13 protein-coding genes are annotated in these 12,238 nt (G+C 39.0%); 11 read left to right on the top strand and 2 right to left on the bottom strand.

The genetic code is table 11. The annotated features are described in order from the left end of the window. Nucleotides 1-406 precede the first annotated feature (406 nt). Together thrS and MKY27_RS12075 are read left to right on the top strand one after the other, a co-directional pair. Nucleotides 407-2,338 carry a threonine--tRNA ligase gene (gene thrS, locus MKY27_RS12080; protein WP_339172508.1) on the top strand — a complete coding sequence of 644 codons (1,932 nt, stop codon included), beginning with the start codon at nt 407-409 and terminating at the stop codon, nt 2,336-2,338. A 135-nt stretch (nt 2,339-2,473) separates the two neighbouring features. Beyond that, nucleotides 2,474-3,298 carry a manganese catalase family protein gene (locus MKY27_RS12075; RefSeq protein ID WP_339195351.1) on the top strand — a complete coding sequence of 275 codons (825 nt, stop codon included), beginning with the start codon at nt 2,474-2,476 and terminating at the stop codon, nt 3,296-3,298. 59 nt (nt 3,299-3,357) lie between these two features. Here MKY27_RS12075 and MKY27_RS12070 read toward each other — a convergent pair whose 3' ends face one another. Continuing rightward, nucleotides 3,358-4,194, bottom strand: a complete 837-nt coding sequence (locus tag MKY27_RS12070) for a manganese catalase family protein (RefSeq protein ID WP_339195348.1) — start codon at nt 4,192-4,194, stop codon at nt 3,358-3,360. 459 nt (nt 4,195-4,653) lie between these two features. Here MKY27_RS12070 and infC point away from each other — a divergent pair, with 459 nt between their 5' ends. The 5 genes from infC (at nt 4,654) to MKY27_RS12045 (ending at nt 6,940) form a co-directional block, all read left to right on the top strand. Then, nucleotides 4,654-5,157, top strand: a complete 504-nt coding sequence (gene infC / locus MKY27_RS12065; RefSeq protein ID WP_139377776.1) for a translation initiation factor IF-3 — start codon at nt 4,654-4,656, stop codon at nt 5,155-5,157. 35 nt (nt 5,158-5,192) lie between these two features. After that, nucleotides 5,193-5,393: a 50S ribosomal protein L35 gene (gene rpmI, locus MKY27_RS12060; RefSeq protein ID WP_008407727.1), complete on the top strand. Its 201-nt coding sequence runs from the start codon at nt 5,193-5,195 to the stop codon at nt 5,391-5,393. A 75-nt stretch (nt 5,394-5,468) separates the two neighbouring features. Then, nucleotides 5,469-5,828, top strand: a complete 360-nt coding sequence (rplT, locus tag MKY27_RS12055) for a 50S ribosomal protein L20 (RefSeq protein WP_079528354.1) — start codon at nt 5,469-5,471, stop codon at nt 5,826-5,828. Nucleotides 5,829-5,961: 133 nt separating this feature from the next. Next, nucleotides 5,962-6,222 (top strand): DUF1294 domain-containing protein, encoded by a 261-nt coding sequence (locus MKY27_RS12050; protein WP_251686520.1) that lies wholly within the window; start codon nt 5,962-5,964, stop codon nt 6,220-6,222. 127 nt (nt 6,223-6,349) lie between these two features. After that, nucleotides 6,350-6,940: a peroxidase-related enzyme gene (locus MKY27_RS12045; protein WP_339195346.1), complete on the top strand. Its 591-nt coding sequence runs from the start codon at nt 6,350-6,352 to the stop codon at nt 6,938-6,940. A 288-nt stretch (nt 6,941-7,228) separates the two neighbouring features. Here the strand turns inward: MKY27_RS12045 and MKY27_RS12040 are convergent, their stop codons facing one another. Next, nucleotides 7,229-7,609, bottom strand: a complete 381-nt coding sequence (locus MKY27_RS12040) for a sigma-w pathway protein ysdB (RefSeq protein ID WP_339172493.1) — start codon at nt 7,607-7,609, stop codon at nt 7,229-7,231. A gap of 90 nt (nt 7,610-7,699) precedes the next feature. Between MKY27_RS12040 and MKY27_RS12035 the strand changes: the two genes are divergently transcribed. The 4 genes from MKY27_RS12035 to MKY27_RS12020 all read left to right on the top strand — a co-directional run bounded on the left by MKY27_RS12035 (nt 7,700) and on the right by MKY27_RS12020 (nt 12,238). Then, entirely contained in the window at nt 7,700-8,182 is a 483-nt protein-coding gene (locus tag MKY27_RS12035) for a dUTP diphosphatase (protein WP_339195343.1), read from the top strand. An 82-nt stretch (nt 8,183-8,264) separates the two neighbouring features. Further along, nucleotides 8,265-9,353, top strand: coding sequence for a M42 family metallopeptidase (locus MKY27_RS12030; protein ID WP_339195340.1), 1,089 nt, complete (start codon nt 8,265-8,267; stop codon nt 9,351-9,353). A gap of 198 nt (nt 9,354-9,551) precedes the next feature. Next, entirely contained in the window at nt 9,552-11,129 is a 1,578-nt protein-coding gene (locus tag MKY27_RS12025; protein WP_339195337.1) for a spore germination protein, read from the top strand. Continuing rightward, complete coding sequence (locus MKY27_RS12020; RefSeq protein ID WP_339195334.1) at nt 11,126-12,238, top strand: GerAB/ArcD/ProY family transporter; 1,113 nt, start codon at nt 11,126-11,128, stop codon at nt 12,236-12,238. The genes MKY27_RS12025 and MKY27_RS12020 overlap by 4 nt, the downstream gene beginning before the upstream one ends.

Raw genomic sequence — 12,238 nt, 5'->3', positions numbered from 1 at the left:
CACGGCTGCAAGCTTCCTAGCACAAGCGTTATACTTTACTACCTTCGAGCAGTGACGGGGCCAATCCGTCATCGTTTCTCAGTACGTTAACTGACCGAGAGCTTCTGATTCGTTTAACGAAGAAGGAAGAAGGGTGGCACCACGAGCATACAGCATCGTCCCTTTGTTGGGACGGTGCTTTTTATTTTGCCTAAAAGTGCTGAACAAATTTTATAAAAGAGTAGTGAAATGATATTTGCAGGGAAAACTAGTTGATTGGAGTGGAGGTTCGACTCCAGCGGGAAAAGCACGAGTGAGAGACTACAGGCTCGAGCCGTGCCCGCGGAAAGCGTAACCGAAACGGAAATCAACGGCATTTAAAGACGGCATTTTATCACTTTCAAATATTTAAAAGGAGGACAACAACATGTCAGAAATGATCAAATTAACATTCCCGGATGGCGCAGTAAAGGAATTCGCCAAGGGAACATCTACATTGGACGTTGCAGGTTCAATCAGCCCAGGACTTAAAAAATCAACATTAGCAGGTAAAATCAATGGCACATTAATCGATGCAAAAACAGGGATCGAACAAGACGGTGCAATCGAAATCATTACAAACAAATCAGACGAAGCATTAGAAATCCTTCGTCACTCAACTGCCCACTTAACAGCACAGGCAGTAAAACGTCTATATCCAGATGTAAAATTAGGTATCGGTCCAGTTATCGATTCAGGCTTCTACTATGACATCGATTCACCAACACCGATTACTGCAGAAGATTTACCAGCAATCGAAAAAGAAATGAAAAAGATCATTTCTGAAAACATCGAAATCGAGCGCAAAAACGTTTCTCGTGATGAAGCACAAAAAATCTACGAGGAAGTTGGCGACGAGTATAAATTAGAACTACTTGAAGCAATTCCAGCTGATGACCAAGTATCAATTTACTACCAAGGCGATTTCTTTGACCTTTGCCGTGGTGTACACGTACCATCTACAGGCAAATTAAAAGAGTTCAAACTATTATCATTAGCTGGTGCATACTGGCGCGGTAACTCAGACAACAAAATGCTGCAACGTATTTACGGTACTGCATTCTTCACAAAAGACGAGTTAAAGCACCATCTTCAAATGCTTGAAGAAGCAAAAGAACGTGACCACCGTAAAATCGGTAAAGAATTGGATTTATTCATGACTAGCCAAACTGTTGGTCAAGGGTTACCGCTATGGTTACCAAACGGTGCAACAATCCGCCGTACAATCGAACGCTACATCGTAGACAAAGAATTATCTTTAGGTTACAAACACGTATATACACCAGTGCTTGGCTCGAAAAAACTATATGAAACATCAGGTCACTGGGAGCACTATCAAGACGGCATGTTCCCTCCAATGGAAATGGACAATGAAACACTTGTTTTACGTCCAATGAACTGTCCTCACCATATGATGGTATTCAAAAACGGTCTGCACTCTTACCGTCACTTGCCAATCCGTATTGCGGAGCTTGGTACAATGCACCGTTATGAAATGAGTGGAGCGGTATCTGGATTGCAACGTGTACGCGGGATGACTTTAAATGACGCACACATTTTCGTACGACCAGATCAAATTAAGGCAGAATTCAAAAAAGTAGTGGAACTGATTTTAGAAGTATATAAAGACTTCGATCTAAAAGACTTCTCATTCCGTCTTTCTTACCGCGATCCGAACAACACAGAGAAATACTTTGATGACGATCAAATGTGGGAAACTGCACAGGCAATGTTAAAAGAAGCAATGGATGAGCTTGGCTATGACTACTTCATCGCAGAAGACGAAGCAGCATTCTATGGTCCAAAACTTGATGTTCAAGTAAAAACAGCAATTGGTAAAGAGGAAACTTTATCCACTGCACAACTTGACTTCTTATTGCCACAACGTTTTGACCTTTCTTACATTGGTGAAGATGGGCAGCCACAACGTCCAGTAGTTATTCACCGTGGTGTTGTATCAACAATGGAACGTTTCGTAGCATTCTTGATCGAAGAATACAAAGGAGCATTCCCGACATGGTTGGCACCGGTGCAAGCGACAATTATTCCTGTATCAAACGCAGTGCACTATGATTATGCACGCGAAGTACAAGAAAAATTAGCAGCAGCTGGTATCCGTGTAGAAATGGATGACCGTGAAGAAAAACTAGGTTACAAAATCCGTGAAGCACAAATGCAAAAAATCCCGTACATGCTTGTACTTGGAGATAAAGAAGTAGCAGAAAATGCGGTAAATATCCGCCGCTATGGTTCAAAGGATTCAGAAACAATCAGCTTTGAACAGTTCCTTGCAGATATTACAGCAGAAGTGAAGAAATAATATGAAGAAGGCGGCCCTTATTTTGTGGGCCGCCTTTTTAGCTTTCGAAATGCAAGTTCCGTTTTTCATTTTTATATTTCTTAAAGCATTTTTTAAATAAATGCATATAGTAGGAAATATAAAAGGAGTGAATGAATGTTTTATCATATAAAGGAACTGCAATATGAAGCCAAGCCGTGCAGACCGGATCCGGTTATGGCCCGTAAAATGCAGGAAATTCTAGGTGGTCAATTTGGAGAAATGTCGGTAGCGCTACAATACTTATTTCAAGGCTGGAATACGAGAGGCAATGAAAAATACCGTGACTTACTGATGGATACAGGCACGGAAGAACTTGCACATATTGAAATGATTTCGACAATGATTGCGAGATTGCTGGATGGTGTTGAGCCTGTAGCACTGGATGAGGCTGCAAAGGACCCATTGATCGCAGCAATTCTAGGAGGCAGTAATCCCCAGCATATAATCGTCACTGGTCTAGGGGCAGCGCCGAAAGATTCCAATGGGGTACCATGGAATGCGGGCTATATTGCAGCAAGCGGAAACTTACTGGCGGATTTCCGTGCGAATCTGAATGCCGAATCGCAAGGGCGTTTACAGGTAGCGCGTCTTTATTATGAAACGGAAGATCCGGGTGTACGTGATATGTTTTCATGGCTGCTTGCTAGAGATACAATGCACCAAAATCAGTGGGTAGCTGCGATTAAAGAATTAGAGGCTCAGGAAAATATTGTTGTGCCGAGTACCTTCCCTAAAGAACTTGAAAAACGTGAAGTAGCCTATACATTATTCAACTTCTCCCGCGGAAATGAAAGTGCACACGGACGTTGGGCACATGGACCGAGTATGGACGGGGAAGGTGTCTTCAATTATGTGGAACACCCGCAGCCTTTTGCACCGGCTCCTGTTTTACGTCCAGCACCACCAACTATTTTCGACACACCACCTAATATGATGTAAATAAAAAACTGTCCTCGACCTGTAGGTAATATAAGGTCGAGGACAGTTTTTATAGTAGATTATAATTTTTTGTCTACATCGATATCATGGTGTAGCGTTGTTGGCGGTACGACCGGGTTTGGTACTTGTCCCATTGGTGCCGGGTTATCCAAGAAAACAAATTCCCCAGTTCCATCCGGTGCTGTACCTTGTGCCCACGGACCATTTTTAGAAGCTGTACCCTCAGATAAGCTCCATAGTTCATAAGCATGCGGCTGAGCTTCCAACTCGTCTTCCGGTGCAAATGAAGCAGGAACGACGACGCCTTTCTTTTCTTCAAGCTCTTTAATAGCTGCCATCCATTGATATTGGTGGTAACGGTCACGTGCCAGCATTTTTCTGAATACTGTACGTACACCTTCATCTTTTGTCATATGGTATAAACGCGCAACTTGTAAACGGCCTTGTGATTCTGCATTTAAGTTAGCGCGGAAGTCTGCAAGCAGGTTACCACTCGCTGCGATATAACCGGCATTCCATGGTATACCGTTAGAGTCTTTTGGAGTAGCCCCTAAACCACTAACAATTAAGTGCTGCGGATTGATGCCGCCCATAATTGAATCCATCATCGGATCTTGCGCAATTTTTTGCTGGTCATCAGGTGATGCACCATCAAGTAATTGACTAATTAAAGAACATAGCATTTCAACGTGACCGATTTCTTCGGTACCGATATCCATTAATAAGTCTTTGTATTTTTCTTCGCCACGACAGTTCCAACCTTGGAAAAGGTATTGCATCATGACACTCATTTCACCGAACTGACCGCCAAGAACTTCCTGAACTTGTTTCGCTAATAATGGATCTGGTCTTTCAACTTTTACCTCAAATTGTAATTCTTTTTGATGTCTGAACATATTAAAAAATTCCTCCTATCGATAAAATGTGAGTCCTTAATTAGATACCACTAATTTTTTAAGTAAAACCTGGAAATGAAAATTAATTTCATTTATTTTAAAAAAAAAAGAGAAACAATAAAATTAATCATATAAAAATGCTTGACGTTACTTTAAGCTCGTGTTAAGATTATTTAGGTTATGAATACAAAAGTTTGAAAGTAGAGGCTGCCCGCTTCTCACCTGACAAGTGCTTTTATATAAGTTACGTGCAGGTATCAGAAACGTTGAATTGTTTTACGCATGAATGCGTATGCACATATAGCGGGCGGACATCTCAAATGTCCGTCCTTTTTGTTTGTAAAGACAAGAAGAACATATGGACATCACGCAGAGGTGTACCGTTCGACAGGGTTATACTTTACACCAACTCATGTATTCGCGACAAACACTTGGAGGTGGATTAATATTAGCAAAGACATGTATGTAAACGAAGGCATCCGCGCGCGCGAACTTCGTCTAATTGACCACAATGGTGATCAGCTTGGTCTAAAAACGCGTACAGAAGCGTTGGAAATTGCCGCTCGTGCTAACTTGGATCTTGTCCTTGTGGCCCCTCAAGCCAAGCCACCAGTCGCTCGTATCATGGACTATGGTAAATTTAAGTTTGAACAGCAAAAGAAAGACCGTGAAATTCGTAAAAACTCTAAAGTAATCGTAATGAAAGAGGTTCGTTTGAGCCCAACAATCGATGAACATGATTTTCAAACGAAATTACGTAATGCGATTAAGTTCCTTGAAAAAGGAGATAAAGTTAAAGCTTCAATTCGCTTTAAAGGTCGTGCAATCACACACAAAGAAATTGGTCAGCGTGTGCTGGATCGCTTTGCTGAAGCTTGTGCTGAAGTATCTACGGTTGAGCAAAAACCGAAGATGGAAGGCCGAAGCATGTTCTTAGTTCTTCAACCGAAGACAGAGAAATAATACGTATGTAGAAACAAGTTTAGGAGGAAATCGACATGCCAAAAATGAAAACTCACCGTGGAGCTGCGAAACGTTTCAAAAAAACAGGTACTGGTAAATTAAAATTTGACCGTGCTTATGGCTCTCACTTATTCGCTAACAAATCAACTAAAGCAAAACGTCACTTACGTAAAGCAAAAGTTGCAACTTCAGGCGATTTCAAGCGTATCCGTACATTATTAACTTACATGAAATAATCTTGACCGTTTAAAAGATTATTAAAAACAAAAATAAAATTAAGCATTCGAAAGAATTAGCAGGAGGTAATTACTATGCCACGCGTAAAAGGCGGAACAGTAACACGCGCTCGTCGCAAAAAAGTTTTAAAATTAGCTAAAGGTTACTTTGGTTCAAAACATACTTTATATAAAGTAGCTAACCAAGCAGTAATGAAATCAGGTCAATATGCATACCGTGACCGTCGTCAAAAGAAACGTGATTTCCGTAAATTATGGATCACTCGTATCAATGCGGCAGCTCGCATGAACGGTTTATCTTACTCTCGTTTAATGCACGGCTTAAAAGTAGCAGGTATCGAAGTTAACCGTAAAATGTTAGCTGACTTAGCTGTAACTGATGCAACAGCATTCGCTCAATTAGCTGAAGAAGCTAAAAAAGCAGTTGCTAAATAATTTTTGACCTTGTCAAAAACTATTTCTGTACTGAAAGCGTAAGCGACAGGTGCAAAATATTTAGTTGAAGCTATAATAAAGACTGATAGGGAATTGCTCCTTATCAGTCTTTTTTTGACTAGGGGGAATTCAGATGGAATTAGCAGCACTTTCATATGTTGCCGTTGTTTCACTCGTATTATGTGTATATATGTACATAGATAAAGAACGTGCCAAAAAGAAGGAATGGCGTATTTCCGAACGGACATTATTAACATTGGGCGTTCTGGGAGGGGCACTTGGCGGTGTTTTAGGAATGTACTTATTCCGTCATAAAACAAAGCATAACAAATTTGCATTTGGCTTTCCTTTACTTGGAGCGATTCATGTATTTTTACTCGTTCAGCTATTTTAATATCATTTTAAAGCATAGACTAAATAGGTCTATGCTTTTTTGTATAATATGGCAGATTATTCATTTGTTAGTTTAATAGTTGTAATTTATAATGAATTCAGTAAATTTAAAAACGGGGAGTAATGAAATGACGAAATACGAAGAGCAATTGTCTTATTTACAAAAGCCAAATGAAGAGGAAATACCGGATGATATACAGCAACTTTTTGATGAACAAGTTGAAAAGCAACTGGAGCAGAACGGTTTTGTAAATAATTTGTTTAAGATTCTTCCATTAAATGCGCTGCAGTATAAAGGTTTTTTGGAGTTTAAATATTCCTTATTCAATGAAGAAACAACTTATTTGTCGTTAGCAGACAAGGAAATGATCGGGCTTGTTGTCTCTTCGACGAATAATTGCAATTATTGCCTTACTTCACATAGTGATGTCCTCCGCGGAATAACAAAAAATCCGGGATGGGTGGACCAATTAACATACAATTACCGCTCTGCAAAACTTACGGAAAAGCAGCGTGCGTTATGTGATTATGCTTACCGGGTTACGAGATATCCAAATGAAATAACGACTAAAGAAGTTGATTTACTGCGTGAGGCTGGCTTTAATGATCATGAAATACTGGAAGCCGCGTATGTTGCCGGGTTCTTCAATTATACAAACCGCTGGGTAAGTACGATTGGAGCTGTCGCAAATCCCGGGCATTACGGACATAATCGATAAATAGGATGCTGCAGTAAAATGCAGCATCCTTTTGGTTTATATGATAAAAAATAGGAGTATCATTACAACACCAATCGGAGTAAAAAAGCGGTATTTGATACGTTTCTTTGCCTGAACCACTCATTTTCGTGAACAGGCATTAGCTGGAAAAAAGGCGCTTGTCTAATTTCATTTACAATAGAGCTAAGCGCAACATTTAAACCGATGGAAGAAAATATAAGGACTGGTAATGGTAGAAAAAGGTTTCAAAAAAGCGAACCTCTCAATTATGAGGTTCGCTATCTCCAGTTACTCTTTCATTAGTTGCTCAATCGGATTTTTCCAATTGATCGTGGCGTTTGGATAATTCATAAGAATTTCACTTTCCAAATACAAAAAATCTTCTTTCGTAAACCCTTGAAGTTTCATCGCATCATGGACAAAGACGAAAATACTGACGACTTCAAATGCATTGTCTGTCGTACCTAAATACTTTTCTCCTTCAAATAATGCTCCCTTATACGAAATGAAAAAGTTTTTCCGAATGTTTTTCACATCATCATAAAAATAATATTGTCCATTTTCATATGCCTCATCCAATTTACGCTTTGGGTCGATTAAGTAGCGTACCCCTCTATAAAATATGTAAATGATGAGAAGGATGATGGCAAGTCGTAACAAAATAGCCATGAAACTTCCTCCTTGCTTACGTTGATTCCCTCCTATACGATTGAGTAGTATAAAAAGTTTCATTTTATTTTGAGAAAGAGGGATGTTTTGATGCAATTTCATCAATTATTTGAAAAACAAAGTAAACTTGATCAATTCATTGAAGAAAACCAACATGTACAGAAGGATGTATTTGCCGAAAAAGGTCTTGCATTATTAGTCGAGCTAAGTGAACTTGCCAACGAAACGCGCTGTTTCAAGTTTTGGTCAACGAAGGGGCCGTCGGAAAAAGCTGTCCTTTTAGAAGAGTTTGTAGATTCGATTCACTTTATGCTTTCACTTGGAAATATGCGCGGCTTTCAATTGAAGGAATGGCCCTATTTGAAAGAGAAGCAGGAGTTGACTGAAACCTTTCTTACTACGACACAGACGATTCTGACATTTCTGCAGCACCAAACTGAAGATAATTACAGGGCAATGTGGCAACAATACAGCATAATTGCGTACAACTTGAATTTTACAATCGATGACGTTTTGCAGGCATATGAATTAAAAAATGAAAAGAATTATGACCGACAACGAAATGGCTATTAATTTACATAAAGTCAAGAAACTATTTCACATTTCGAAATATTGTCGCTATAATAAAGATGAGTAATTATTAGGGGGAAACCACATGACAAAGCTCGATGCTACATTACAAATGTTCAAAGATTTAACAGATGCAAACGGCATTCCAGGAAATGAACGTGCACCACGTGAAGTAATGAAAAAGTATATCGCACCATATGCAGATGAAGTAGAAACAGATAACTTAGGCAGTTTAATCGCCAAAAAAGTAGGCGATGAAAACGGTCCGAAAATTATGGTTGCGGGCCACTTGGATGAAGTTGGTTTCATGGTGACACGCATCGATGATAAAGGGTTTGTGTTCTTCCAAACTGTAGGCGGCTGGTGGAGCCAAGTAATGCTTGCCCAACGCGTGACAATTACAACGCGCAAAGGGGAAGAAATTATCGGAGTGATCGGTTCAAAGCCACCACATATTTTACCGGCTGATGTTCGTAATAAAGTAGTCGACATTAAATCAATGTTCGTTGATATCGGTGCCACTTCAAAAGAAGAAGCAATGGAGTGGGGCGTACGTCCAGGCGATATGATCACACCATATTTTGAATTCAACGTTATGAAAAACGAAAAGCATCTTTTGGCGAAAGCATGGGACAACCGAATTGGCTGTGCAATTGCAATCGATGTACTGAAAGCATTAAAAGAAGAAAAGCATCCAAACATTGTTTATGGTGTCGGGAATGTACAGGAAGAGATTGGCCTTCGCGGTGCGAAAACATCATCATTTAAAGTTCAACCGGATATCGGTTTCTCTGTAGATGTAGGTGTTGCTGGTGATACACCTGGCGTGACACCGAAAGAGTCGACTTCAAAAATGGGCGCAGGTCCACAAATTGTCGTATATGATGCATCCATGGTATCACATACAGGTTTACGTGAATTTGTTTTAGATGTAGCTGACGAAGCGGGCATTCCATACCAGTTCGAAGCTATGGCTGGCGGCGGTACGGATGCAGGTTCAATCCATATTACAGCAAATGGTGTGCCATCATTGGCAATCGGTGTAGCAACACGTTATATTCACTCACACGCAGGTATCCTGCACCGTGACGATTATGATAATGCTGTGAAATTAATTGTAGAAGTAATTAAACGATTAGACCGTGAAGCAGTAAATAAAATTACATTTGAATAAAAATGAAATTACGATCTGGAACTATGAATGAAGATGTAGACCAGGTGAAATAAAAATCAGTTTTCCGAAAGGGAAATTGATTTTTTTTTTTTTGCCTTTACCACAACGAAACCTATAAAGAAATCGATATTTGATGAATAGAAAAATAATATAGGGAAATAATGCTTCTATTAATTATTTTAGAATGGGGGCAATAGAATGTTTTTTGGAAAAAAGAAAAATGAGTCACGCAAAAAACAAACTGAAACATTACCGCCATCTTCTCAAAATAAAGAAACACCGGAACAGGTATCCGTCCAAACACAAAAAAGTGAAGCCATTTCTGAAACTACTGAAATTTTTATTCAGGATATGAAGGAGCGGGTGCTGTCACCAGCCGATTTGGTCGTACGCCATGTAACTGAAAAAATTACGATTATTTTTGTGGATAATTTAATTAAAGAAGATATTTTGAACTTAAAACTTTTGCCGGCTTTACAAAATATTGAAAACGAATCACCGGAAACAATCATAAGTCAATTGCCGCTTCCGCAAATAAATGAGACTGATAAAATGACTGATTGTGTAGATACAATGCTGACGGGAGCAGTTGTTATTCATGTAGAAGGACATAGCTGTGCGATACTTGTCATTATCCCGGCGAGAGAGTCACGAGGTTTAACACCTCCGGAAAATGAATCGCAAGTAATTGGATCACAAGTTGGTTTTAATGAAAGTTTGTCGACCAACATTTCTCTTGTTCGGCGCTATATAGCAAATCCGAATTTGGGGAACGAAAAATTCAAGGTTGGTAAACAAACAAATACCGCGCTTTCAGTAATGTATATTAAAGGAATTGTGGCGGAGCAAAATGTTAATACAATAAGGCAAAGAATTGAAGCACTTGATATTCAAGACATAATAGATAGTGCGGAACTGTCTGAGTTGCTTGATGACAATAAGCTTTCCTTTTTCCCGCAAATGTTAATAACAGAACGTCCAGATCGATTTTGTGATGGATTGCTAAGCGGGAAAGTAGGGATTCTTGTTGATGGGAGTTCAATGGCAATTCTTTGCCCATACAGCTTTTTTGAGTTCTTTCAGAGCAGAGAAGATAAAAACTTACGATGGCCAATCGCAACGTTTTTAAGGCTCTTAAGGTTCGTCGCTATTTTAATTTCCATCTTTTTAACACCACTGTATGTAGGAGCTTTAACTTTTCATTACGAAGTCATACCGCAGTCGCTGTTAGTTCCGCTAAGTGAATCGAGGGCCCGGGTTCCTTTCCCACCAATACTGGAGGCGCTTTTCCTGGAATTGATTATGGAATTGCTTCGGGAAGCAGGGGCAAGGTTGCCCACAAAAATAGGTCAAACAATAGGAATCGTCGGCGGTATTGTATTAGGAACAGCCGCAGTACAAGCAGGGATTACTAGTAATATCCTGATCATTATTGTTGCGCTATGTGCCTTGTCATCGTTTATTACGCCAAGTTACATGATGGGGAATGTCATTAGGATTATTCGTTTTCCGATTATTATTATTGCAGGGTTTTGGGGTTTTTATGGAATAATGCTCGCATTTTGTATTTTATTGATTCATCTATTGAGACTGACAAGCCTGGGTGCTCCTTATTTGTCGCCATTTTATCCTCCAAGAATTCGAAGCTGGGGCGACAGTATAATTCGCTTTCCGTATCGGTTTACTGTTCGCAAATCGGCAACTACAAGAGTAGATGGTGCTGAATTTTCATCAGGCCAGGATGGTCAGAAGAATGATAGGAATGTGGAAGAATGAAAAATAAATTGCAAATCGGAACAAATGAGATGTTTAATGCTCCTCTACTTTTCTATATAATTTGTGCTTCCCAGGTTGGAGTAGGGGTTCATGGATTTCAGGCAGTAATCTATCAAAATGCAAAACATGATGCCTGGATTTCCATTATTATTAGTTTTTTGGTCGCCTATCTTTCGGTATTTATGTCATTGAAGCTATTGAAAATGTATGAAACGGAGGATATTTTTGGCGTTAATCTCGATCTATTTGGCAAATATATTGGGAATTTTATTAATTTACTTTTAGTCATATATAGCAGCTTAGCTTTTTTTGCAATTATAAGGAATTATACTGACGTTATTAATGCTTGGGTTTTTCCGGAATTAAAACCTTCCTTTATTATGATTACATTGATGATTCTGGTAGTGTATGCCTTTACTGCAGGTCTTCGGACAATAATCGGGATATGTTTTTTTAGCTTTTTTTTAGGATTGTGGATTCCTGTTGCGCTAATCATTCCATTGAATTATGCTAACGTAAATTATTTATTGCCTGTATTTAGCGCTGATTTAGTTGAACTACTTAAAGGGGCCTATTACATGACCTTTACCGTAGCGGGATTTGAAGTGATTCATACACTTTATCCGTTTATTAAGGAAAAAGAAAAAGCAAAAAAATATGTTTCTTTAGGGTTATTTTTTACAATGTTTCTGTATTTGTTTGTCATGATTGTCACATTAACTTTTTTTAGTGGGGAACAGCTTGAGCGTACAATCTGGGCAACATTGTCGCTCTTTAGTAATATTCGTCTTCCTTTTCTTGAAAGGATTGAACTGATTACTGTCTGTTTTTGGATGATTGTAATATTACCGAATCTCTGTTTATATGCATGGTCGGCTTTCAGGGGAATGAAAAGGATTGCCAATATTTCAGAAATGAAATTTATTTTAGGCATGTTTTCTTTAATATTTATCGGATCTTTCTTCATTGAAACAAGAAGTGAAATCTATGAATTCAACAACAAGTTTGGATATATGGCATTTATTATTGTGCTGATTTATCCGATGGTTCTGTATTTAATAGCTTATATAAAAAATTCAGTCTCCAGACAGAGAGCCGGAAAGGAATGA

Source organism: Solibacillus sp. FSL R5-0449 (assembly GCF_037975215.1).
Classification (GTDB): domain Bacteria; phylum Bacillota; class Bacilli; order Bacillales_A; family Planococcaceae; genus Solibacillus.
This window is presented reverse-complemented; position numbering and strand designations above follow the sequence as displayed.

Excerpts from the sequence above, each read along its gene's own strand:
- thrS (WP_339172508.1), top strand. The coding sequence starts at position 407 with ATGTCAGAAATGATCAAATTAACATTCCCGGATGGCGCAGTAAAGGAA.
- MKY27_RS12075 (WP_339195351.1), top strand. The coding sequence starts at position 2,474 with ATGTTTTATCATATAAAGGAACTGCAATATGAAGCCAAGCCGTGCAGA.
- MKY27_RS12070 (WP_339195348.1), bottom strand. The coding sequence starts at position 4,194 with ATGTTCAGACATCAAAAAGAATTACAATTTGAGGTAAAAGTTGAAAGA.
- infC (WP_139377776.1), top strand. The coding sequence starts at position 4,654 with ATGTATGTAAACGAAGGCATCCGCGCGCGCGAACTTCGTCTAATTGAC.
- rpmI (WP_008407727.1), top strand. The coding sequence starts at position 5,193 with ATGCCAAAAATGAAAACTCACCGTGGAGCTGCGAAACGTTTCAAAAAA.
- rplT (WP_079528354.1), top strand. The coding sequence starts at position 5,469 with ATGCCACGCGTAAAAGGCGGAACAGTAACACGCGCTCGTCGCAAAAAA.
- MKY27_RS12050 (WP_251686520.1), top strand. The coding sequence starts at position 5,962 with ATGGAATTAGCAGCACTTTCATATGTTGCCGTTGTTTCACTCGTATTA.
- MKY27_RS12045 (WP_339195346.1), top strand. The coding sequence starts at position 6,350 with ATGACGAAATACGAAGAGCAATTGTCTTATTTACAAAAGCCAAATGAA.
- MKY27_RS12040 (WP_339172493.1), bottom strand. The coding sequence starts at position 7,609 with ATGGCTATTTTGTTACGACTTGCCATCATCCTTCTCATCATTTACATA.
- MKY27_RS12035 (WP_339195343.1), top strand. The coding sequence starts at position 7,700 with ATGCAATTTCATCAATTATTTGAAAAACAAAGTAAACTTGATCAATTC.
- MKY27_RS12030 (WP_339195340.1), top strand. The coding sequence starts at position 8,265 with ATGACAAAGCTCGATGCTACATTACAAATGTTCAAAGATTTAACAGAT.
- MKY27_RS12025 (WP_339195337.1), top strand. The coding sequence starts at position 9,552 with ATGTTTTTTGGAAAAAAGAAAAATGAGTCACGCAAAAAACAAACTGAA.
- MKY27_RS12020 (WP_339195334.1), top strand. The coding sequence starts at position 11,126 with ATGAAAAATAAATTGCAAATCGGAACAAATGAGATGTTTAATGCTCCT.